At 62.2% G+C, this 22,010-nt stretch carries 20 protein-coding genes and 1 riboswitch; of the genes, 11 read left to right on the forward strand and 9 right to left on the reverse strand.

Annotated elements, in window-relative coordinates:
• Positions 1–7: 7 nt before the first annotated feature.
• The gene (locus AC070A_RS05685; RefSeq protein WP_057251799.1) at positions 8–1,552 is read right to left on the reverse strand and encodes a sugar ABC transporter ATP-binding protein; all 1,545 of its coding nucleotides are present in this window, start codon (positions 1,550–1,552) and stop codon (positions 8–10) included.
• A 59-nt stretch (positions 1,553–1,611) separates the two neighbouring features.
• Entirely contained in the window at positions 1,612–2,640 is a 1,029-nt protein-coding gene (locus AC070A_RS05690; RefSeq protein ID WP_057251800.1) for a substrate-binding domain-containing protein, read from the reverse strand.
• A 236-nt stretch (positions 2,641–2,876) separates the two neighbouring features.
• Between AC070A_RS05690 and AC070A_RS05695 the strand changes: the two genes are divergently transcribed.
• Positions 2,877–3,863, forward strand: a complete 987-nt coding sequence (locus tag AC070A_RS05695; RefSeq protein WP_113132484.1) for a substrate-binding domain-containing protein — start codon at positions 2,877–2,879, stop codon at positions 3,861–3,863.
• Positions 3,864–3,927: 64 nt separating this feature from the next.
• On the opposite strand, the gene AC070A_RS05700 is transcribed toward AC070A_RS05695, so the two are convergent.
• From AC070A_RS05700 to AC070A_RS05720, 5 genes are read right to left on the reverse strand one after another with little or no spacing between them, the layout of a single operon-like run.
• The gene (locus AC070A_RS05700) at positions 3,928–5,193 is read right to left on the reverse strand and encodes an ABC transporter substrate-binding protein (RefSeq protein ID WP_113479253.1); all 1,266 of its coding nucleotides are present in this window, start codon (positions 5,191–5,193) and stop codon (positions 3,928–3,930) included.
• A gap of 24 nt (positions 5,194–5,217) precedes the next feature.
• Positions 5,218–6,054, reverse strand: coding sequence for a carbohydrate ABC transporter permease (locus AC070A_RS05705; protein WP_057251803.1), 837 nt, complete (start codon positions 6,052–6,054; stop codon positions 5,218–5,220).
• Positions 6,051–6,965, reverse strand: coding sequence for a carbohydrate ABC transporter permease (locus tag AC070A_RS05710; RefSeq protein WP_058329780.1), 915 nt, complete (start codon positions 6,963–6,965; stop codon positions 6,051–6,053). The genes AC070A_RS05705 and AC070A_RS05710 overlap by 4 nt, the downstream gene beginning before the upstream one ends.
• Complete coding sequence (locus tag AC070A_RS05715) at positions 6,958–8,124, reverse strand: ABC transporter ATP-binding protein (protein WP_057251805.1); 1,167 nt, start codon at positions 8,122–8,124, stop codon at positions 6,958–6,960. Before AC070A_RS05715 ends, AC070A_RS05710 begins: the two co-directional genes overlap by 8 nt.
• Positions 8,121–8,963 carry a metallophosphoesterase family protein gene (locus tag AC070A_RS05720; RefSeq protein WP_057251806.1) on the reverse strand — a complete coding sequence of 281 codons (843 nt, stop codon included), beginning with the start codon at positions 8,961–8,963 and terminating at the stop codon, positions 8,121–8,123. The genes AC070A_RS05715 and AC070A_RS05720 overlap by 4 nt, the downstream gene beginning before the upstream one ends.
• A 421-nt stretch (positions 8,964–9,384) precedes the next feature.
• On the opposite strand from AC070A_RS05720, the gene AC070A_RS05725 reads away from it, so the two are divergent.
• From AC070A_RS05725 to AC070A_RS05745, 5 genes are all read left to right on the forward strand, one after another.
• Complete coding sequence (locus AC070A_RS05725; RefSeq protein ID WP_113132486.1) at positions 9,385–10,473, forward strand: ABC transporter ATP-binding protein; 1,089 nt, start codon at positions 9,385–9,387, stop codon at positions 10,471–10,473.
• Positions 10,474–10,506: 33 nt separating this feature from the next.
• Positions 10,507–11,805 (forward strand): ABC transporter substrate-binding protein, encoded by a 1,299-nt coding sequence (locus AC070A_RS05730; RefSeq protein WP_057251808.1) that lies wholly within the window; start codon positions 10,507–10,509, stop codon positions 11,803–11,805.
• Between the two features lie 208 nt (positions 11,806–12,013).
• The gene (locus tag AC070A_RS05735; protein ID WP_113479254.1) at positions 12,014–12,928 is read left to right on the forward strand and encodes an ABC transporter permease; all 915 of its coding nucleotides are present in this window, start codon (positions 12,014–12,016) and stop codon (positions 12,926–12,928) included.
• 1 nt (position 12,929) lies between these two features.
• Entirely contained in the window at positions 12,930–13,751 is an 822-nt protein-coding gene (locus AC070A_RS05740; protein ID WP_057251810.1) for an ABC transporter permease, read from the forward strand.
• Positions 13,752–13,756: 5 nt separating this feature from the next.
• The gene (locus AC070A_RS05745; protein WP_057251811.1) at positions 13,757–14,494 is read left to right on the forward strand and encodes an aspartate/glutamate racemase family protein; all 738 of its coding nucleotides are present in this window, start codon (positions 13,757–13,759) and stop codon (positions 14,492–14,494) included.
• Here the strand turns inward: AC070A_RS05745 and AC070A_RS05750 are convergent.
• The gene (locus AC070A_RS05750) at positions 14,452–15,396 is read right to left on the reverse strand and encodes a LysR substrate-binding domain-containing protein (RefSeq protein ID WP_057251812.1); all 945 of its coding nucleotides are present in this window, start codon (positions 15,394–15,396) and stop codon (positions 14,452–14,454) included. The genes AC070A_RS05745 and AC070A_RS05750 overlap by 43 nt on opposite strands.
• Between AC070A_RS05750 and AC070A_RS05755 the strand changes: the two genes are divergently transcribed.
• The 5 genes from AC070A_RS05755 (at position 15,358) to nrdF (ending at position 20,678) form a co-directional block, all read left to right on the forward strand.
• Entirely contained in the window at positions 15,358–15,837 is a 480-nt protein-coding gene (locus AC070A_RS05755; RefSeq protein ID WP_162770844.1) for a hypothetical protein, read from the forward strand. The two genes, AC070A_RS05750 and AC070A_RS05755, sit on opposite strands and share 39 nt — an antisense overlap.
• A gap of 289 nt (positions 15,838–16,126) precedes the next feature.
• Positions 16,127–16,352: riboswitch (cobalamin riboswitch) on the forward strand.
• Between the two features lie 398 nt (positions 16,353–16,750).
• Positions 16,751–16,972 carry a glutaredoxin-like protein NrdH gene (nrdH, locus tag AC070A_RS05760; RefSeq protein ID WP_057251814.1) on the forward strand — a complete coding sequence of 74 codons (222 nt, stop codon included), beginning with the start codon at positions 16,751–16,753 and terminating at the stop codon, positions 16,970–16,972.
• Positions 16,973–16,984: 12 nt separating this feature from the next.
• Positions 16,985–17,401: a class Ib ribonucleoside-diphosphate reductase assembly flavoprotein NrdI gene (nrdI, locus tag AC070A_RS05765; RefSeq protein ID WP_057251815.1), complete on the forward strand. Its 417-nt coding sequence runs from the start codon at positions 16,985–16,987 to the stop codon at positions 17,399–17,401.
• Complete coding sequence (nrdE, locus tag AC070A_RS05770; protein ID WP_057251816.1) at positions 17,371–19,524, forward strand: class 1b ribonucleoside-diphosphate reductase subunit alpha; 2,154 nt, start codon at positions 17,371–17,373, stop codon at positions 19,522–19,524. Before nrdI ends, nrdE begins: the two co-directional genes overlap by 31 nt.
• 179 nt (positions 19,525–19,703) lie before the next feature.
• A complete protein-coding gene (nrdF, locus tag AC070A_RS05775) occupies positions 19,704–20,678 on the forward strand; it encodes a class 1b ribonucleoside-diphosphate reductase subunit beta (RefSeq protein ID WP_057252101.1) in 975 nt (324 codons plus the stop codon).
• Positions 20,679–20,762: 84 nt separating this feature from the next.
• Here the strand turns inward: nrdF and AC070A_RS05780 are convergent, their stop codons facing one another.
• Complete coding sequence (locus AC070A_RS05780) at positions 20,763–21,959, reverse strand: multidrug effflux MFS transporter (RefSeq protein WP_057251817.1); 1,197 nt, start codon at positions 21,957–21,959, stop codon at positions 20,763–20,765.
• Positions 21,960–22,010 lie beyond the last annotated feature (51 nt).

The raw sequence follows: 22,010 nt of genomic DNA on the forward strand, positions 1-22,010 counted from the left end.
CGTTCTTTCAGGCGACATTTGCTGCCCTGCCTGCCGCGATCCGATCCGTCGGCGTCACGCCGGACGCCAGGCGGATCACCGCCTCCTCGCTCATTTCAGTGTCATCGAGTGCGCCAGCAATCGTGCCCTCGCGGATGACCAGCACCCGGTCACAGAGTCCGAGCAGCTCCGGCAGTTCCGACGAGATCACGACGATGCCGATGCCGGTTTCCGCAAGCTCGCGCAGCAACCGGTGGATCTCGGATTTCGCGCCGACGTCGATGCCCCGCGTCGGCTCGTCCATCAGGATCACCTGGGGGCGGACGGCCAGCTGCTTGGCGATCGCCACCTTCTGCTGGTTACCGCCCGAAAGCGACGAGACCGGCATGTCGATGCCGCCCATGCGCACGCCAAGGCGGCGGACGAACTCACGCGCCAGATCGGCCTCGGCCCTGGAATTCAACAATCCGAGCGGGCCAGTCAGCGTTTTCAGATCGAGGACCGAGATATTCTGGGCGATCGACAGGTCGATGAAGACGCCTGAGCCCTTGCGATCCTCGGAGAGGTAGACGATGCCGGCGTTGACCGCGTCGCGGTAATTGGCGATGCGCTGCGGCTTTCCGCGCAGAGCGACCTCGCCCGTCGATTTCGCCCGCAGACCACAGATCGCTTCGGCGATTTCGGTGCGCCCCGAACCGATCAGGCCGCCGATGCCGAGGATTTCGCCGCGCTTCAGATCGAAGGAAACACTGTCGATGCGGTCGCCGTCGCTCAAGTTGCGGACCGAAAGGATGGGTTCGCCCGAGCGCGCTTCCGGCGCCTGTTTCGGCGGATAGAGCTGGCTGATCTCGCGGCCGACCATGCGGCGCACGACGTCATCAGGCGTGACGTCCGCAATCTTCTCGGTGACCACATGGCGACCATCACGAAACACGGTGACCCGATCGCAGAGCGAAAAGATCTCCGCCATGCGGTGGCTGATATAGATGATCGAAATGCCCGCGGCCTTGAGATCGCGGACGATGCCGAACAGCGCCTGGGCTTCCGCTTCCGTCAGCGCCGCCGTCGGTTCGTCGAGGATCAGCACGCGGCAGTCGAGCGTCAGCGCCTTGGCGATCTCGACGAGTTGCTGGCTGGAAATGCCGAGGTCGGCGACCTTCCGGCGGACGTCGATCGGTGCCAGCCGGTTCATCACACCTTGCGCCTCGCGCTCAAGCGCGCCGTAATTCATCAGCGGCGAGCGGCGGCGATTGGTGGCGGCCATGAACATGTTTTCTGCCACCGTCGCGTCCGGGCAGAGCGCGATCTCCTGGTGGACGAGGCCGATCCCGAGCGTCTGGGCGATCGCCGGAGAGCCTATTTTGACAGGTGCTCCGTCAACGAGGATCTCGCCCTCGTTCGGCTGCAGCACACCGGCAATGATGTTCATCAGCGTGGATTTGCCGGCGCCGTTTTCGCCGCAGAGCGCGTGGATTTCTCCCCGCTCCAGCTGGAAATTCACCTCGGTCAACGCCTTCACCGCACCGAAATGCTTGGTGACGCGCCGGACCTCCAGAACCGGTTGTGCTGTCATGCCGTCCTCCACCCGTATCATTGGCTGCCCGGAGCGGACCGGGCAGCCATTTTTCGCCCTTACTCGTCGATACCCTTGGTACCACGACGCTTCAGGTACTTGTCCCAGTAGAAGTCGTCGGCATTCTCGGCTGTGACGATCGAGAGACCATTGTCGACGAAGGGGATGCTCATCGGGTTGAAGCCGGCGCGCTTGGCGTCGTTCATCGGGTCGATCAGTTCCGGGTGCTTGGCCATCCACAGCAGCATGAAGCCCATATAGCCCTGCATGCCCTGGTTCGGGTTGATGGAGCCGAAGACTTCGCCGGCCTTGATCATGTCGAGGATGTTGGCGTTGACGTCGGCGCACATGACGAGCACCTTGCCGCCGCTTTCCTTGCTGGCCTGGGCCGCACCGATGGCAGAGTTCGCTTCCGGCATGAAGACTGCGCCGAGGTTCGGATTGGCCTGGATGATGCTCATCAGGCCCTGATAGGCCTTGTTCGGATCCTGGTTCGAGGCGGCGCGGCCGACGAGCTTCATGTCAGGCCACTTCTCGGCCATGCGATTGACGAAGGCGGTGATGCGCTTGTCGTGGTTGTCCTGGCCGGGGTTTTCGAGAACCGCGTACTCGCCCTTGCCGCCCATCTTCTCGGCGATCGCGTCGGCGGCGTAGGTGCCTTCGCGGCTGTTGTCCGAGGTGATGAAGGAAACACGCTTCGACAGCGGCGAGTCCGCGGCGAAGGTGACGACGGCCGTGCCCTGGTCGATCGCCCGGTTGATCGGCTCGATGAACGGATCGGAGTTCATCGGGTGCACCAGTATCCCGGCCGGATTCTGGGCGAGCGCCTGGTCGAAGGTGGCGATCTGCTTGTTGACGTCATACTCCGGCGTGCCGGTATATTCGGTCTCGCAGCCGAACTGCTGGCCGGCCTGCTTGAACATCTCATAGACCGGGAACCAGTATTCGACGCCGGATACCATGACGTTCATGACGTATTTTTCGCCGGGCTGGCAGCGAAACGGGTTTGTCGTTTCGGCGCTTGCCGAACCGGCCCAGAATGACGTTGCAATGACCGCCAGAGCGGTCGTGCTGAAAAATTTGCGCACGCGTTCCTCCTCGGGGCCGAAGCCCCTCCCAAAAACCGATGGACCGCCTGTTTGCGGCCGCTGAATATGTGAGTTCGCCGGAACTCCTCCTCGACTTCCGACGATTGCGATTAAAGCCGCGGACTCACCGTCTGTCAATATAATTCATGGCATGAATAATAATTCATGCGCGATGTGAAAAAACAGCGAGGGGTGGCCTTCAATCTGCTGTCACGGGGATCGGCTAGAGGGCAGCGATGGCCACCCTGCAACAGATCGCCTTTCATGCCGGCTGCTCGCTGGCGACCGTCTCGCGCGTGCTCAACGGCGAAGGCCCCGTCAGCGACGAGATGGTACGGCGCGTGCGTCGGGCCGCCGCCGAGCTCGGCTATCGGCCGGCGACGGCCGCGGGGCGCACCGCCAGCCGCAGCCAACCGGTCGTCGGCGTGCTGGTGCCGAGCGTCACCAACCCGGTCTTCGCCGCCTCGCTTGCCGGCATCCAGCACCGCATGCAGGTAGCAAGCCATGGCGTTCTGATCGCGCAATCGAATTATGATCCCGCACTCGAGGCGCGCGCCGTGCGCTCGCTGCTCGAGCAGCGCCCGACCGGACTGATCCTGACACTCTGCGACGCCCGCACCAGCGAAGCGCTTTCGGCGGCACTGCCACCGACGGTGCTTCTCAACAACCGCCCCGTCGCCCGCTTCGCCGCCGCCGTCACGGTCGACAATTACCGCGCAGGCTACGAATTGACCCGGCATATCCTTGCGCATGGGCATCATCGCATTGTCGTGGTCACCGGCCATTTCCACTCCTCCGACCGGGCGCGCCTGCGTTACGACGGATATTCCGCCGCCATGCAGGAGGCGGGCGTCCAGCCGATGGAGGCTGTCGAGATCCCCTTCGTCGACGGTTACGAGAACCTCGACCTCGCGGCGGTCCTCGCGCATCACCGCCCGACGGCGATCATCGCCTCCAACGACCTTCTCGCCCTCGGCGTAATCGCGGCGCTCCGACGCGAAGGCCTTTCCGTACCGGATGATGTCTCGGTCGCCGGCTTCGACGGCATCGCCCTCGGGCGATTGATGAGCCCAACACTCACCACGATAGCGATGCCCGACGGAGACATGGGGCTTGCGGCGGCGGCGCTATTGCTCGACATGGCCGAGAACGCCTCCGGCTGCCACCATCTCAACCTCGACTGCCGCCTCTACGCGGGCGGGACCGTTCGCCACCTCGTCTGAGCGACACAGGAACGCCGCCCGCGGGATTTCCTCCGGGGCGGCGACAATCATCAAGGAAATAGTATCAGCTACGCGGCAGCAGGCTTTCGACTTCGGCTGCAGCCTCGTCCAGCGCTTCCTTCGGCGTCGTCGACTGCTCAACGATGCGCGACAGGTTCTCGACGATCGTCTGCGTGACCTTCACGCCGTTGCTGCCGGGGAAGGCATACCAGGGGCGCATCAGCGGCATCTGCTCGAGACCGGCGCGGAACAACGGGTTTTCCTTGTAGAAGTTGGCGAGATACTCCGGCGACTTGGCGGCGAGCTCGTTGTTCGGCACGTAGCCGGTACCGGGAACGACGACCGAGGCGCCATAGGGGCCGGCGGCGAACTTCGCGAATTTCCAGGCCGCTTCCTGCTTTTCGGCATCGCGCGTCAGGATGACGACGGCATTGCCGCCGGTCGGCAGCTTGCCGTTTACCGGATCGATCAGCGGAATGTGCGCGGTGCGCAGGTCGAACTTGCCGCCAACATTCTTGATCGTGTTGCGCAGCGCCCCGGTCGTCTGGAACGCAAAGCCGATCTTGCCGGCAACGAAGGCCTGCTCGCCAGCCTGCTTGGTCAGAACCGGCAGCCCACCTTCCTTGACCATGCGGTCGAGCACGTCGACGGCCTTCTGGCCCTCCGGCCCGTTGAAGGCAACCTTGCTCTCGTCTGCACTCAGCATGTCGCCGCCGGCGCCGAAGAGCAGTGCGGAGAACATCCAGTCGTCGCCCTGCCAGCGGAAGTCGATGCCCTCGTTGCCGTCGCCGAGCGCCTTGATCTTTGCCCCGAGCGCGATGACCTCGTCCCAGGTCTTCGGCGGGCTGTCCGGGTCACCGCCGGCTTTGCGCACCAGATCGGCATTGTAGTACATGATCGGGTTGGAGGTGGCGAAGGCAAGGCCCACCTGCTTGCCGCCCACCTGGGCGAGCTTCAGGATGTTTTCTGAAAAGCCCTGCTCGGCCATATTGCCGTCCCTGGCAATGAACGGGCCGAGATCGACGGGGATGTCGCGCTCGTTGACCATGCGCAGGCGGTTGAGGCCGATGAAGGTCAGATCGGGCATCTCGGCCGTGCCTGCCTGACGCATGATCGTCTGGATGCCTTCCTCATAGGTGGCCGACGGGTTGGCGAAGGTGATCTTGATGTCGGGGTTTTCTTCCATGAACTTCTTCGAGATCGTGTCCATCACGTCCTTGAAGAACCCGGGCATCGGATAGTGGACCGTAAGCTGGGTCTCGGCGTAGGCAGGGGCTGCGAGCATCAGCGATGCGGCAGCCGCGGTGAAAAGCTGTCTCAGATGTTTCATGGGGTGCGCTCCAGGTTGGACCGTTCAGCCTTTGAGACCGGTCATGGTGATGCCCTCGACGAAGCGCTTCTGCGCCAGCAGAAATGCAGAAACGAGGGGAAGGGTAATGATGAGGGTCGCCGCCATCAGCGCGCCGTAGTCGTCGCCGGCTTCAGCCGCGCGGAAAAAGAGAAGGCCGAGCGGCGGAGTCGCGTAGTCCTGGTTGGTGACGACGATCAGCGGCCAGAAGAGGTCGTTCCAGTGGGCGACCACCGAGAAGATCGCAAAGGCGGTGATCGCTGGCCAGGCGTTCGGCACGATGACCCGTGCGACGATGCCCGCCTCCGACATGCCGTCGAGCCTTGCTGCGTGGATCAGGTCGTCGGGCATGGCGCGGAAGAACTGCAGGAACAGGAAGATCGCAAAGACCGAGATCGAGAACGGCGCCACAAGTGCTGCGTAGCTGTTCAGCACCGACAGCTTGTCGAAAGCGACATAGATCGGCAGCGCCGTCGCATGGATCGGTACCAGCAGTCCGAGCATGACCAGCACCATCATGGCGCGGGCCGCGCGAAACTTCAGCTTCGCCATGGCATAGGCGCACGGAATGGCGACGACGATCTGGATGACGAAGATCAGTGCGCAGACGACAACGCCGTTGAAAAGCAGGGTCGTCATCGAGACGCGCGACAGAGCCTTGGAGAAGTTCTCGATGTAGGACCACTGCTCCGGGATCAGCGACAGCGACGAGGAGAAGATCTCGCTTTGCGCCTTGCCCGCGGTCGAGACCATGAAGATGTAGGGCGCGAGGAAGAGCAGCGCGCCAAGCGACAGGACCGCGAGGCGGACGATACGGGCGACGGAAAGAGCGTTCGTGATCATGCGTAGTGCACCTTCCGGTCGAGCACGCGGTACTGCAGGAACATCAGGACGACGAGGATCAAGAGGAAGACGACGGTCATCGCCGAGGCGTAGCCGACGCGCAGGTAGACGAAGCCCTCCTGGTAGATGGTGAAGAGCAGCACTTCCGATGCCTTGTTTGGCCCGCCCTCGGTCAGCGTCTTCACCGTCTCGAAGACCTTCACCGAATTGATGATACTGATGGTGGTGACAAACAGCGTCGTCGGCCCAAGCATTGGCCAGGTCACCAGGCGAAAGCGGTCGAACCAGGATCTCGCACCGTCGACTTCGGCCGCTGAATAGAGCTCCCGCGGGATGGCGGTGAGACCTGCGAGGAACAGCACCATGTTGAAGCCGACCGACTGCCAGACGCCGATGATCGAGAGGCCGTAGAGCACCGTGCCGGAGGCGCCGAGCCAGTTGGGGCCGGCAATGCCGAAGAGGGCAAGGAAGGTGTTGATCGGGCCGATGGTCGGATGGAAGAGGAACTGCCAAACGGTCGCCATGGCGACGAGCAGCGAGGCGACCGGCAGAAAATAGACCGTGCGGAAGAAAGCCCGGCCCTTGGTTTCCGCTTCGATCAGCATGGCGATCGCAAGCGCCAGAACGATCGAGACCGGCGTGACGATCGCCGTGTAGACCGCGGTGTTCCAGAGCGACCGGCGGAAGGTGCGGTCGCCGAAGAGTTCGGCGTAATTCTCGAAGCCGACAAAACGAAAGCTGCCGTAGCCGAGCTCGAAATCGGTAAAACCGAGCACGATCACCGCAAGCGTCGGCAGCAGGATGAAGAGAAAGAGGAGGAGGATCGCCGGAAGCGCGAGCAGCCAGGCGATGCGGGCCTCGCGCGTCGCGGGCTCGGCGAGTGCGGTTTCGAAGGTCGCGACGCTAGCCATGAATCTTCTCCCGCGTCGCCGCAACAGCAAGCGGTTCGGCCGGAAGCCGCGCACCTTCGTGATCGAAGAGCATTGCGCGTTCGGGCATGATCTCGACGTCGACAGGCTGGCCGATCGCAAGCGATGCGGCCTCGGCAGGCGCCGACTTGGAGGTCATCACCTCGCCGATCGCATCGAGGCGGGCATGGACGATCACTTCCGAGCCGAGGAATTCCATCCGCTCGACCCGCGCGCTCAGCCGGCCGGCACCTTGCGGACTAAAGCGAACGAATTCCGGGCGGACTGCAAGCTTCACCGGCGCGTCAGGTGCCTGCCCCCGGTTCGCCATCAGCACCAGATCACCGAAGCGGACGATGCCGGCGGCATCAGTGCGGGTTTCCACCACGTTGATCTTCGGCTGGCCGAGGAAGCGCGCGACTTCGACATGGGAGGGGTTGTCGTAGATCTCCTTCGGGTTCGCCAATTGCAGCAGATTGCCGCCGATCATGACGGCGACCCGATCGGCCATCGACAGCGCTTCCGACTGGTCGTGGGTGACATAGAGCGTCGGCACGCCGGCGCGGCGGTGGAGATCGACGATCTCGCCGCGGGCATGGACGCGCAGGTTGGCATCGAGATTGGAGAGCGGCTCGTCCATCAGGAAGACGGCCGGACGCCGCACCATGGCGCGGGCGAGCGCCACGCGCTGGCGCTGGCCGCCCGACATCTGGCCCGGTTTGCGGTCAAGCAGGTGGTCGATCTTCAACGCCAGAGCCATTTCCTTGACCTGACGCTGGATATCGGTGCGGATCTGTTTCTGCCCCGGCAGGACATTGCCAACGAACGGCAGACGCTGCGCCGCCGTCAGGCGCCGCATGGCGAGCGGCACAGCGATATTTTCTCCGGCGGTCAGGTGCGGATAGAGGGCATAGGACTGAAACACCATCGCGACATTGCGATCGGCCGCAGCCTTGCGCACGACGCTGCGGCCACCGATGACGATCTCGCCGGTATCGCCGTGATCAAGCCCGGCCACGATTCGAAGAAGCGTGCTCTTGCCGCAGCCGGAAGGACCGACAAGCGCGATGAATTCGCCCACTTCGGCCTCCAGGCTGACGCCTTTCAGGATGGCGTTGCCGCCATAGGATTTGGTGATGCCATCAAGCGAAAGCACGCTCATTGCGCCGCCTCCACCTTAAGCTTCTTCTTGGCGGCGAGCGGATAGACCTCCTCGACGATCGGATCGAGCACGTGGCTGACAAGCCCCGGAACGGCAACGATCTCGCTCACGACGCCGGCTTCGCTGAACGTGTGCACGACGGCACCGACCAGCCGTTCGCCCGGCATCGGCCGCTCCAGGGTGTCGATGATGAAGGAGGTCGGCGGCGCCCAGACGAGCGACATTCCGGCGTGTTCCCCCGTCCAGGCCCAATGCAGATGGCCGCTTGCATGCAACGCCACGCCGGACGCGGCGAAGAGATCAAACAGACGCCGGCGCTGGCGGGGGCGGATGCCCCAGTAGCCGGTGTCGCCTTCCTGCGGTCCATCGACGAAGAGCGGCTTGTGGGCAAAGACCGCCACCTTGCGCCCGTCGCGGTCTCGCAACTGCTCTTCCAGCCAGGCGAATTGCTTCTCCTCTTCCTCGTCCTCGAAGCCCACAAGAAGGCTGTTGAAGCCGACCAGTCGCCAATCACCGTGATCGGAGACCCAGTAGTCCGGGCCGGCGAGTCCGCGCCAGCGGGCAAGACGCTCCGGGTCGACCGGTTGGTGCGAGCCCGGCAGATGGCCGACGTCATGATTGCCGGGAACGACGAGCACCGGCATCGAGAGCCGGTTGATCAGGCCCAGCGAAAAGGTGATGTCGTCTTCACGGTCGGCGCCGTCGATCGTGAGGTCGCCGGTGTGGATGACGAGATCAGGCGCCATTTCCTCGATCCAGGCGCGAACCGGCTCCCAATTGTTGTTGAAATGGCTCTTGGAGGGGCTGAGATGGGTGTCGCTGATCTGGACGATCTTCATGGGAACGGGCCTCCGACGATGGCTTCAAGGCGTGCCTCATCGGATGGATTTCTCTCCCCTCCGATGCGGTTGGCCGCAGTCTTTAGGGGCTTGCCATGTCAGTTTGGTAACAGTCGTTCTCAGCTGATTTTCAGTTTCTCCATGAAAGCGTCACCTTCAGGAAAGCCAACCGGTCGCGAAGTTCACCCTTGCGCGTCCCGATGGAAGCGTTGCGGTGGGTGTGCTCAAAATTTCATACTATTGTATACAATAATTTGCGCATATTGACGACGAAAAGCTCAATTCGTGAGCAGTCGCCCTAAACCGATAACGACTGCAGCCGGCAACCGAAACGGCCATTCTCGCGCGAAAACATAGCCTTAGGCTCGGCGAACGAAATTGGCACGATTGATGCTTCTTCTCTGGTGCAAGGAGAACGCTCATGTCGAAAGCCGCAGAGATCGATATCGTATCCGTTTCCAAGATGTACGGTGCGACCACCGCCGTGCACTCGATCAGCCTGAAGATCCCCGCGGGCAGTTATTGCTGCTTCCTCGGCCCTTCGGGCTGCGGCAAGACCTCGACGCTGCGCATGATCGCCGGCCACGAGAGCATCTCCTCAGGCGACCTGCGGCTCGGCAACGTCGTCGTCACCGATTTTCCGCCGGCCAGGCGCAGCACAGCGATGATGTTCCAGTCCTATGCGTTGTTCCCGCACCTCGACCTCGTCGACAACGTTGCCTTCAGCCTGAAGATGAAGGGCGTAGAACGCGACGCGCGCCGCGCCAAGGCACTCGAGATGCTGAAGTTGATGCAGATGGAGGCCTATGCTTCCAGGCGCCCGGCCCAGCTTTCCGGCGGCCAGCAGCAGCGCGTGGCACTCGCCCGTGCGCTCATCACCGAGCCGGAAGCGCTGCTGCTCGACGAACCGCTGTCGGCGCTCGACCCGTTCCTGAAGATCCGCATGCGGGCGGAATTGAAGAAGCTGCAGAAGACGCTCGGCATCACCTTCGTGCATGTCACCCATAGCCAGGAAGAGGCGATGGCGCTCGCCGATCTTATTGTCGTCATGAACAGCGGCCGGATCGAGCAGGCGGCCGCACCTCGTACGGTGTTCGAGCACCCGGCCACTGCCTTCGTCGCGCGGTTCATGGGCGACCACAACGTTCTCTCCGGAAAAGTCCGCGCGATCAGCGGCGATGTCGTCGAAATGGAGACCGCCGAAGGCCAGACCTTCGCGGTGCGCGACATCGCCCAGGAGGTCGGCCGGCCCATCGACATCGGCATCCGCACCGATCGCGTGCGGCTCGACCCGCCGGGCGAGAAGGGCCTCGGTTTCCAGGCGGTGGTTTCCAACATCGAGTACCGCGGCGCCTCGGTGAAGCTCACCGCCATCGGTGCCGGCAGCGACGACTTCACGCTGATCGTCAGCGACGCTGACTATTTCAGGAAGCCTGTCGCGGTCGGTGACGCGGTGTCCCTGAGCTGGACCCTGGAGGACGTCGTCCCCCTCGGCCGCCTTTCCGCATGAGCTAATCAACCATCACAAGAAGGGGAACTGCACATGACGACTGAAACTAAAACCGAAAAGCCTGGCGCCGGCCTGACACGCCGATCGTTGTTGAAGACCGGCGCTGCCGCCGTCGGCGCCATCGCCGGATCGGGTGCCATTACCGGCTTCCCGACCATTTGGGCCCAGAACCCGATCACGCTTCGCCAGTTCGGCACCGGCGTTTCCAACATCAATGCGATTGCCGAGAAGTGCAAACAGGACCTCGGCATCACCTTGGAAATGACGGCGACCGATTCCGACGCCGCCGCCCAGCGTGCGGTGACCCAGCCCGATTCCTACGACATCGCCGACATCGAATACTGGATTGCCAAGAAGGTCTTCCCAGCCGGCGTGATGCAGCCGATGGACGTGAAAAAGATCAAGTACTTCGACAAGATCGTGCCGCTGTTCATCGACGGCAAGCTGAAACCCGAAAGCGTGGTCGCCCAGGGGACCGCACCGCACACCGTCGGCTTCGTCGAGGCGCAAGATTCCAAGACCTTCGCCAAGTCGCCGACCGACTGGATGACGCTGATCCCGACGATCTACAACGCCGACACGCTCGGCATTCGCCCCGATCTCGTCGGGCGCGAGATCTCGACCTGGGCCGACATCATGGACCCGGCGTTCAAGGGTAAGACCGCGATCCTCAACATTCCTTCGATCGGCATCATGGACGCCGCGATGATCATGGAGGCGCTCGGCAACATCAAATATGCCGACAAGGGCAACATGACCACGGACGAGATCGACAAGACGATCGACTTCCTGATCAAGGCCAAGCAGGACGGCCAGTTCCGTGCCTTCTGGAAGTCCTTCGACGAGAGCGTCAACCTGATGGCTTCGGGCGAAGTCGTCATCCAGTCCATGTGGTCGCCGGCCGTCGCCGCCGTCCGTTCCAAGGGCATCGCCTGCAAGTACCAGCCGCTGAAAGAAGGTTATCGCGCCTGGGGCGGCGGCCTCGGGCTTGCCGCCCATCTCCAGGGCGCACAGCTCGACGCGGCTTATGAGTACATCAACTGGTACCTCTCCGGCTGGGTCGGCGCCTACCTCAACCGTCAGGGCTACTACTCCGCCGCGATGGAGACCGCCAAGGGCTTCATGTCCGAGGACGAGTGGGGTTTCTGGGTGGAAGGCAAGCCCGCCCAAGGCGACATCCTTTCGCCGGAGGGCAAGATCATGGAGAAAGCGGGTGCGGTGCGCGACGGCGGCTCGTTCGAGGAACGCATGGGCAAGGTCGCCTGCTGGAACTCTGTGATGGACGAGGACCGTTACATGATCAAGCGCTGGAACGAGTTCATCGCGGCGTAATCGCCGGCGCGGAAGCGCCCCCTCACCCTAACCTTCTCCCCGCAGGCGGGGAGAGGGGACGTGCCACATCGGCCGGCCGAGCGTGCACATAGGCGATCAAGAATGAGCGGGACGGCGACGCATCTCCCTTCTCCCGCAAGCGGCGAGAAGGTGCCGGCAGGCGGATGAGGGGCGGACCCCGATCGCAGAAATCCAGAGAGGAACGACGATGGCGACACTTGCGACGTCCCAGCCAGGGGAAATCAGGACAGAGAAGGCATCACGTCGCCGGGGCGCTCCGCGCGCGCTGGCCTCCCATCTCCAGGCAACCCCTCTCCTTTTGATCCTCGGATTCTTCTTCGTGCTGCCGATCCTGACCATCATCGTCGTCAGCTTCTGGGACTATGACTTCGCCGGTCTCTATCCGGACTTCCTGACGATGAACTACGCCGATACGCTCGGCTCGTGGGTCACCTGGAAGACCTATCTCAACACGCTGAAATTCACCGTCCTCGTCTGGGCGCTGACGCTCTTAATCGGCTTCTGGGTCGCCTATTTCCTCGCCTTCCATGTCCGCACAACAACCATGCAGATGGTGCTGTTCCTCGTCTGCACCGTGCCGTTCCTGACCTCGAACATCATCCGCATGATTTCCTGGATCCCGGTGCTCGGCCGCAACGGCCTTGTCAATTCGACCCTGATCGAGCTTGGCCTGATCCCACAGCCGATCGAGTGGCTGCTCTACTCCGACTTTGCCGTGGTGCTTGCCATGGTGCATCTCAACACGCTGTTCATGGTCACGCCGATCTTCAATACGCTGATGCGGATCGATCGCTCGCTGATCGAGGCGGCGCGCGACTGCGGCGCTTCCGGCGGCCAGATCCTCTGGAACGTCATCCTGCCGCTCGCCAAGCCGGGCATCGCGATCGGCTCGATCTTCGTCGTCACGCTCGTCATGGCAGATTTCTCAACGGTGCAGGTCATGTCCGGCGGCCAGAGCGCCTCCGTCGCGCTGATGATGAAAAACCAGATGTCTCTGCTGCAATATCCGGCAGCGGCCGCCAATGCCGTGGTGCTTCTGATCGTCGTGCTCTTTATGGTCGCCGCGATCCTGCGCGTCGTCGACGTCCGCAAGGAGCTTTGACATGAACCACGAGAGACGCGGCAAGGAATTCTACCTGCTCGCAATCTTCTTCACGCTGTTCGTGCTGTTTCTCTACGGCCCGCTGTCGGCCGTGCTGATCCTGTCCTTCCAGGGACCGGACGGCGGCCTGACCTTTCCGCTGAACGGCCTATCGCTGCACTGGTTCTACAACCTTTTCGAACGGCAGGCGGTCGGGGACTTCGGCGCCTCATTCCGGCGCTCCTTTACGCTCGGCCTGATGGTAATGACGGTCAACGTCGTGGTCGCCCTGCTTGCAGGCCTTGCCTTCCGCCGACGCTTCCGCGGCGCAACCGCGCTCTTCTATCTCACCGTCGCAAGTCTCGTCGTGCCGTCGATCATCATCTCGCTCGGCATCGGCGTCGTCTTCCAGCAGTTCGGCCTGAAGCCCGCCTGGTACTCCTCCGGCTTCGGCGCGCATCTCACCTGGACACTGCCTTTCGGCGTGCTCATCATGTTTGCGGTCTTCAACCGGTTCTCACCGGCCTACGAAGAAGCGGCGCGCGATCTCGGGGCGACGTCCTGGCAGACCTTCCAGCACGTTCTCCTGCCGATGATCGCGCCAAGCCTGATCGGCGTCGGCCTCTTCGGCTTCACGCTCTCCTACGACGAATTCGCCCGCACGCTGATGACTTCGGGCAGCTACAACACTCTGCCACTCGAGATCTACGGCATGACTACGAATGTGACGACGCCGGTGCTCTATGCGCTCGGCACGGTCACCACCCTCTTCTCCTTCACCATCATCCTCGTCGCGCTCGCAGTCATTCTGACCTTGCGACGCCGCCAGGCAAAGCTGAGCTAGGCTAGATGCGCATCCTGATCATCAATCCCAACACCACCGCGTCGATGACGGCCAAGGCAGCCGCGGCCGCTCGGACTGTCGCCAACCCTGCCACGGAAATTCTCGCGCGCACCTCCAGATCGGGACCGGCCTCGATCGAGGGGCATTATGACGGCGCCGTCGCCCTGCCGGGCCTGCTCGCCGAAATCCGCGACGGCGAGGCCGCAGGCGCCGATGCCGCGGTCATCGCCTGCTTCGACGACACCGGCCTCGAGGCGGCCCGTGCGCTCGCCCGCATACCGGTGGTGGGGCTCTGCGAATCCGCCGTCGCGACCGCTGCCATGCTGGCGCAACGTTTCACCGTGGTCACCACGCTCGAACGGTCACGGGTGCTGATCGAGAATCTCGTCCGGCATTACGGCATGGGCGACCGGGCAAGGGTCCGCGCCGCCAACATCCCGGTGCTCGAACTGGAGGACAAGGCATCAGACGCGCTCGCCAAACTCCGGCGCGAGATCGAGCTGGCGCTCAATCAGGATGGCGCAGAAGCGATCGTGCTCGGCTGCGCCGGCATGGCCGATCTCGCCCGGGCGCTCCAAGCGGACTATGACGTCCCTGTCATCGACGGCGTTTCGGCCGCGGTCAAGCAGGCGGAAGCACTCGTGTCACAGGGACTTATGACCAGCAAGCGCGGGGCCTATGCGTCGCCGCTCAGCAAGCCCTATTCAGGTTTCATGAGCGCGCTCGCTCCGACCCCGGCTTGAGGTGATGCCGACCTGGAATCGCCCACGACTGTCGCCAGCAGCGCATTCGATGCGTCGGCCTCGGCAATAATCCAATCGCGAAAAGCCTGGATCTTTTTCTGCCGCCTGCTGCTCTGCGGATAGACCAGCCAATAGGCGCGACCATCTCTTACCACATGGTCGAAGGGCCGGATGAGCCTGCCGCTCTTCAGTTCGTCCATCAGGAAGGTTGAAACGGCAATCGCGATGCCATGGTCGTTCAAAGTCGTCGTGACGTCCATCGCCTGGACGTCGAAGATCAGTTCGGTACCGTTGCTCGCCGGTGGCTCCACCCCGGTTTCGATCATCCATCGCCGCCACCAGCTGGCGTTGCCGAAGCGCCGTACACGCAGGACGTCCGAGGGATGCCTGAGCTGGTGCTTCTCCATGAAAGACGGCGTGCAGACCGGCATGTAATCGATAGGGAAAAGCGGGAACACGTCGTTGCCGGGCCAGTCGCCGTTGCCGCTGCGCACCACGAGATCGATGGCGTCACGCTTGAAGTCGATCAGCTCGGTCGACATGTGCACCCGGATGCTGATGTTCGGATGGGCCGTCTGGAACGAGGCGAGCCGCTGGCCGAGCCAGCTCGACACGACGGTCGGCAGCACGGAAATGTGCAGGTGGTGTTCGGTCTTGTCGGCAATCTCCGAGAAGGCCGCCCCGAGAAGGTCGATCGCTTCCGTCACCTTCGGCGCCAGCTGCCGCCCGGCCGCCGTCAGCCGAACCTCGCGCGGAAGACGAACGAAGAGCGGCGTGCCGATGCGCTCCTCCAACAGCCGGATCTGGTAGCTGACCGCCGCCTGCGTCATGCCGAGCTCGTCGGCGGCGCGGGTGAAGCTCAGATGTCTGGCGGCCGCTTCGAAGGCGCGCACGGCACTCATGGGAGGAATCTTGCTCATGGCCCTGAGATAAGCATTCTTTATGCCAGCATGCGAGAAATCGCTTTGCGCGAAGCAGCAAAAATCCTCACTTTTTTCGTGAACACAACAGCAAAAACAAAGAGGATAGCAATGCTTAGCGCAGTGCGATCAACGATCCTTCATGCCCTGAACTGGGCCGGCAACGCACTCAACCCAATCATCGCCATCGATACGTTCAGCGAATTCCAGCTGAAGGATATCGGGCTGACGCGAGATCAGGAGACCATCCGGGCGCGCGTCGGCGATGGTGCCGATCCTTGGCATTGGCCGAAGGACGACAATCCGCGCAGGTCACCGCCCTCGCCGGAGCGGGATTGCGGCGACGCGCCGCAAATGGCAAGGGCTTCGCCTCGAGCCCAGCCCGGAGAAAACAAAGACATAAGCATGTCGCTCTGCGATTGACGGAGCGCAGAGGCAAGACACAGCGCAGTTATCGTGATCTGCCACCTTCCCAGCCCGCGGACCGAATTCGGGAGAGATCCGGCGTGGCGTTTCTAAAAGCGGCGTGCCGAAGCCCCTTCGCAAGTGATCGCAACGGAGCGAGCGCGGGGCTCAAAGCCGAGAAGTTCTTCACCCACAGGTTTCGCCGCCTCCCGCCGTTTACTCCTTGTTATCCACACGGCGAAAGAAATCACCTTCTCACCCCGGCTTCGGGCACCTCGAACCTATTGACGCAGATTTGCGATGAACTACTATATCTAGTGTTCGAGGTTCTCTCGATTCGCAGGGATTGAGTAGCTAAGACGGGAATACGGTGCGTCGGCGAGTTTTCGCTAGGCTATGCCGTAGCTGCCCCCGCAACTGTAGACGGCGAGCGACTGTCCGGAATTGGACCACTGAGGCATGAGGCCTCGGGAAGGTCGGGATGGAAGCTGAGACCCGTGAGCCAGGAGACCTGCCTCGAGCAACAAACGTCCACGGGCGGGTGTCCGGAGGGGTTGAGTCTACTGCATGTTTCCTTAAATCGTCGCCGATTTAAGGATAAAAACATGCAGCAAATCGAAGTGCTACAGCGATCTTTGCGCGTCTGATAGGACGCACGGCGCTGTCGTGCGGCAGGATGAGCCTGCCTGATCGTCTCGACATCTCCCCGGCAGCCTGTCGAAAGCTTCGGGGTGAAGTCATGTCCGCGTCATTGAAATTCTATCGCTCGCCAATCAAGAGGCGCGGTTTCCCGCGCAGCTGACGAAGAGGCATGCCCGGGCGTCCAGATCCGAGCGAGCCACAGCCATGACAGCCCTGCATTTCGCCGGATCGCGGCTGCGTGTCCGTGCGCCTTCTCATGCTCTCATCCAGCCGACCAAACGAGGAAGAAATGAACGTTACCGTCTACAGCAAGCCCGCCTGCGTCCAATGCACCGCGACCTACCGAGCGCTCGATCGCCAGGGCGTCAACTACGAGGTCATTGATATCTCCATCGACCAAGACGCGCTCGAAACGGTCAAGGGCCTCGGCTACATGCAGCTTCCCGTCGTCGTCGCCGGCCCCGAACACTGGGCGGGTTTTCGCCCCGACAAGATCAGCGCGCTTTCCTAGAGGAGACGGGCGGTGGGCCTGATCGTCTATTTTTCCAGCCGCTCGGAAAACACCCATCGCTTCGTCGAAAAGCTCGGCCTTCGCGCAGCGCGCATACCGCTCAAAGAAAGTAAGGCTTCACTTACGGTTTCCGAGCCTTTCGTGTTGGTCGTGCCCACCTATTGCGGCGATGACGGCCGGGGTGCGGTGCCGAAACAGGTCATCCGCTTCCTCAACGATGCGGGCAACCGCTCTCACATCCGCGGCGTCATTGCTGCGGGCAACAGCAATTTCGGCGCGACCTACGGGATCGCCGGCGACGTCATCGCGGCCAAGTGCCAGGTGCCCTACCTCTACCGGTTCGAGCTTCTCGGAACAGAGGAGGACGTCGCCAATGTCAGAAACGGGATGGAACGATTTTGGACGTCTCAACACTCGAACGCCCCCTGAAGGCGACGGAAGCGGCGCTGGACTATCATGCGCTGAACGCAATGCTGAACCTCTATGATGAAGAGGGACGGATCCAGCTCGACAAAGACCGGCTGGCGGCGAAACAATACTTCCTCCAGCACGTCAACCAGAACACGGTCTTCTTCCATAACCTCAGGGAGAAGCTCGATTATCTGGTGACCGAGGGCTACTACGAGCAGCAGGTTCTCGACCAGTATTCCTTCAACTTCGTCCGCGATCTCTATGACCACGCCTATGGGAAGAAGTTCCGCTTCCCGACCTTCCTCGGCGCGTTCAAATACTACACGTCCTATACGCTGAAGACCTTTGACGGAAAGCGCTACCTGGAGCGCTACGAGGATCGCGTCTGCATGGTGGCCATGACACTGGCGCGCGGCAACGAGGGACTTGCCCGCGATCTCGTCGATGAGATCATTTCCGGGCGTTTCCAGCCGGCGACGCCGACCTTCCTCAATGCCGGTAAAAAGCAACGCGGCGAGCTCGTCTCCTGCTTCCTGCTGCGGGTCGAGGACAACATGGAGAGCATCGGCCGCGCGATCAATTCCGCATTGCAGCTCTCCAAGCGCGGCGGTGGCGTGGCGCTGTCGCTCACCAACATCAGAGAGATGGGCGCGCCGATCAAGCAGATCGAGAACCAGTCCTCCGGCATCATCCCTGTCATGAAACTGCTTGAAGACAGCTTCTCCTATGCCAACCAGCTTGGCGCCCGCCAAGGGGCAGGTGCTGTTTATCTGCATGCCCACCACCCGGACATCATGCGCTTCCTCGATACCAAGCGGGAAAATGCCGACGAAAAGATCCGCATCAAGACGCTGTCGCTCGGCGTCGTCATCCCGGACATCACCTTCGAGCTCGCCCGCAACAACGAGGACATGTATCTGTTCTCGCCCTATGACGTGGAGCGCGTCTACGGCGTGCCGCTGACCGAAATTTCGGTGACGGAGAAGTACCGCGAGATGGTCGAGGATGCTCGTATCCGCAAGCGGAAGATCAAGGCGCGCGATTTCTTCCAGATCATTGCCGAAATCCAGTTCGAGAGCGGATACCCCTACATCATGTTCGAGGACACGGTGAACCGGGCGAACCCGATCGCCGGGCGCATCACCATGAGCAACCTCTGCTCGGAAATCCTGCAGGTGAGCGAGGCGAGCGAATTCAACGACGACCTCTCCTACGCAAAGATGGGCAAGGATATCTCTTGTAATCTCGGCTCGCTGAACATTGCCGCGGCGATGGACAGTCCGGATTTCGGCCAGACGATCGAGACCTCGATCCGCGCGCTCACCGCCGTCTCCGAAATGAGCCACATCTCTTCCGTGCCTTCGATCGAGAAGGGCAATGACGACAGCCACGCGATCGGCCTTGGCCAGATGAACCTGCACGGCTACCTCGCCCGCGAGCGCGTCTTCTACGGCTCCGAGGAAGGCATCGATTTCACCAACATCTATTTCTACACGGTGACCTATCACGCCATCCGCGCATCCAACCGGCTGGCGGTCGAGAAGGGCGTGACCTTCAAGGGCTTCGAGAACTCGAAATACGCGTCAGGCGAATATTTCGACAAATACACCGAAGCCGAATGGCTGCCGGCGACGGAGAAGGTGAAGGGCCTGTTCGAAGCGGCCGGCATCCGCATCCCGACGCAGGACGATTGGCTGGAACTGAAACAGGCGGTCACGCAAGGCGGCCTCTACAACCAGAACCTCCAGGCGGTGCCGCCGACGGGCTCGATCTCCTACATCAACCACTCGACCTCCTCGATCCACCCGATCGTCTCGAAGATCGAGATCCGCAAGGAAGGCAAGATTGGCCGCGTCTACTATCCGGCCGCCTTCATGACCAACGACAACCTCGAATATTACCAGGACGCCTACGAGATCGGGCCGGAGAAGATCATCGACACCTATGCGGCTGCGACCCAGCATGTCGACCAGGGCCTGTCGCTGACCCTGTTCTTCCGCGACACGGCGACGACGCGCGACATAAACCGCGCGCAGATCCACGCCTGGAAGAAGGGCATCAAGACGATCTACTACATCCGCCTTCGCCAGATGGCGCTTGAGGGCACGCAGGTCCAGGGCTGCGTTTCCTGCGCGTTGTAGCGCCGCGTTCCCATTAAGTGCCCCTCACCCTAACCCTCTCCCCGCCTGCGGGGAGAGGGTACCTGCCACACTGACGGCCCAGATTATGCGAGATGGCGCGGCATACACCTTCTCCCCGCAAGCGGGGAGAAGGTGCCGGCAGGCGGATGAGGGGCGTCCACGCCCGAGAGGACAACGAAATGAACATGCACACCAAGCCAGCAAACCGCATCCGCGCCATCAACTGGAACCGCATCGAGGACGACAAGGATCTGGAGGTCTGGAACCGGCTTACCGGCAATTTCTGGCTGCCGGAGAAGGTGCCGCTCTCCAACGACATCCCCTCCTGGGCGACCCTGAAGCCGGAGGAGCAGAAGCTCACCATCCGCGTCTTCACCGGCCTCACGCTGCTCGACACGATCCAGAACGGCGTCGGCGCCGTCAAGCTGATGGAGGATGCCATCACTCCGCACGAGGAGGCGGTGCTTTCCAACATCTCCTTCATGGAAGCGGTGCACGCGCGCTCCTATTCCTCGATCTTCTCGACGCTGTGCCCGACGCCCGATGTCGACGACGCCTATCGCTGGTCGGAGGAAAACGAGTTTCTGCAGAAGAAGTCGGCGCTGATCATGGAGCAGTATGCCTCCGCCGATCCGCTCAAGAAGAAGGTCGCCAGCGTCTTCCTCGAAAGTTTCCTGTTCTATTCCGGTTTCTATCTGCCGATGTACTGGTCGAGCCGCGCCAAGCTCACGAACACCGCCGATATGATCCGGCTGATCATCCGTGACGAGGCGGTGCACGGCTACTATATCGGCTACAAGTTCCAGCGCGGCCTGGAGAGGCTGACCGAGGAACGCCGGCAGGAAATCAAGGACTTCGCCTTCGACCTGCTGCTCGAACTCTACGACAACGAGGCGAAATATACGGAAGCCCTTTATGACGGCGTCGGGCTTACCGAGGACGTGAAGAAGTTCCTGCACTACAACGCCAACAAGGCCCTGATGAACCTCGGTTACGAGGCGCTGTTCCCGGCAGAAGCCTGCAAGGTCAACCCCGCCATTCTCTCCGCGCTCTCACCCAACGCCGACGAGAACCACGACTTCTTCTCCGGCTCTGGCTCGTCCTATGTCATAGGCAAGGCGGTCGCGACCGAAGACGAGGACTGGGATTTCTGAGGAACCCCAGGTACCTGCGGGAACATGAAGAACCGCCCGAGGACATGATGTCTTTGGGCGGCTCCGCGCATCAAAGGGGTGTGGTTATTCCGCCGCGACCACACGGCTGCGGCCGATCGTTGCCTGCGTCAGCAGGAAGGCGGCAAGCGCGCAAGCCGCGATGGCACCGGTCATCGGCAGAGCGGTTCCATCGAAGAAGACGCTCGCGATGATCATCGCGACGGCGGCGGTGACGAAATGCAGCGTGCCCATCAGCGCCGATGCGGTGCCGGCGATTTCGCCGTGATCCTCAAGCGCCAGCACCGCCGAGGTCGGGATCACCAGCCCGAGCACGCCGTAGCCGACGAACAGGAAGGCGGCCATGACGGGCAACTGGTTGAAGCCGAGGCTCATGACGATGAACATCGTGACCATCGTCAGCGCAAAGGCGGCGACGGCGAGGTGCATCACCCGCACCAGGCCGAAACGCTCGCCAAGCCAGCCGGTAGCCTGCGACACCGCGAAGAACGAAACGGCATTCATCGAAAAGGCGATGCTGTATTGCGTTGGCGTCAGCCCGTAATGGTCGATCAGCACGAAGGGCGAGTTGGCGAGATAAACCAGGAAGCCCGAGATCCCGAGCCCGCCGATGAAGGTGAGCGTCAGGAAGTTGCGGTCAGAAAGCAGCAGGCGGTATGCGGCAAGCGCGCTCGCCACGCTGCTGCCGGCACGGTCCTTTTTGGGTCGGGTTTCCTGCAATTGGGTCGACAAGAGGATCAGGCCGATGAAGGCGGCGATCATCACGGCATAGAAGACGCCGCGCCAGCCGTAGAACTGGATCACCGCGCTGCCGGCCAGTGGCGCCAGGATCGGCGAAATGCTGAAGACGAGCATCAGCAGCGACATCAGCCGCGCCGCCTGAACGCCGGTGTGCATGTCGCGGACGACGGCGCGCGGGATAACCATGCCGGCGGCGCCGCCTATACCCTGCAGAAAGCGAAAGGCGATCAGGGTTTCGATGTCGGTTGCGAGCGCGCAGCCGACGCTGGCAACGGTGAAGAGGCCGATGCCGAGATAGAGCGGCGCCTTGCGCCCCCAGATATCGGAAAGCGGCCCGTAGATGAGCTGCGAAATGGCAAAGGAAATGAAGAACGAGAGCAGGCTGAGCTGCACGACGCCGGTTTCGGCAGCCAGGTCTTTGCCGATCGACGGCAAGGCAGGCAGATACATGTCGATTGCGAAGGGACCGATCGCCGAAATCAGACCGAGGACGATGGCCGTGCGAAGGAAGGACGCTGTCATGGCAATGATCTTTCAGAAATCACGACAACGCTCCGGCCCAGGGGCCGACAT

The sequence above is a fragment of the Ensifer sp. GW101-20A05 genome (assembly GCF_059424735.1).